The sequence below is a fragment of the Massilia sp. TSP1-1-2 genome, from assembly GCF_049896185.1.
Taxonomy (GTDB): Bacteria; Pseudomonadota; Gammaproteobacteria; order Burkholderiales; family Burkholderiaceae_D; genus Telluria_A.
The window spans coordinates 1-610 of record NZ_JAFCTU010000193.1; the positions used below are offsets into that span (position 1 = coordinate 1).

1 protein-coding gene is annotated in these 610 nt (G+C 55.6%); it reads right to left on the bottom strand.

The window, feature by feature from the left end; all coding sequences use genetic code 11:
• Nucleotides 1–129: 129 nt before the first annotated feature.
• Nucleotides 130–610 (bottom strand): SufD family Fe-S cluster assembly protein (locus ACP7BV_RS27655; RefSeq protein ID WP_426108119.1); only part of this gene is annotated, 481 nt, incomplete at its 5' end.

Here is a 610-nt window from a genome sequence, read left to right on the forward strand (position 1 = left end):
CGTTTTGGCCCATGATGGCGTGTACTTCGCCGCTCCTCACCGTGAAGTCAAGATCCTTCAGAATTTCGATGCCATTCACGGTTGCGCATAGTCCGTGCACTTCGAGCAAAATCTTGCTGTCCTGGTAAATCATCCGACACTTCCTTCCAGTTTGAAACTGAGGAGATTGGTCGCCTCGACCGCAAACTCCAGTGGTAATTGTTGAAATACGTCTTTGCAGAAGCCATTGATGATCATCGATACTGCTGCCTCCGCATCGACCCCGCGCTGGGCAAAGTAGAACATCTGGTCCTCGCCGATCTTCGAGGTCGATGCCTCGTGCTCGACCTGGGCACTGTTGTTGCGTACCTGGATATACGGGAAGGTGTTGGCGCCGCACTCGTCGCCGATCAGCATCGAATCGCACTGGGAATAATTGCGCGCACCGGCGGCGCTGGCCGCAATTTTGACCAGCCCGCGGTAGCTGTTGTTCGATTTACCGGCGGAAATGCCTTTGCTGACAATCGTACTGCGCGTATTTTTGCCGATGTGGACCATCTTGGTGCCGGTGTCGGCTTGCTGATACGCTTGCCGCCCAAAACGTCGAAGCGGCGCGCCTGAAAGCCGGTCC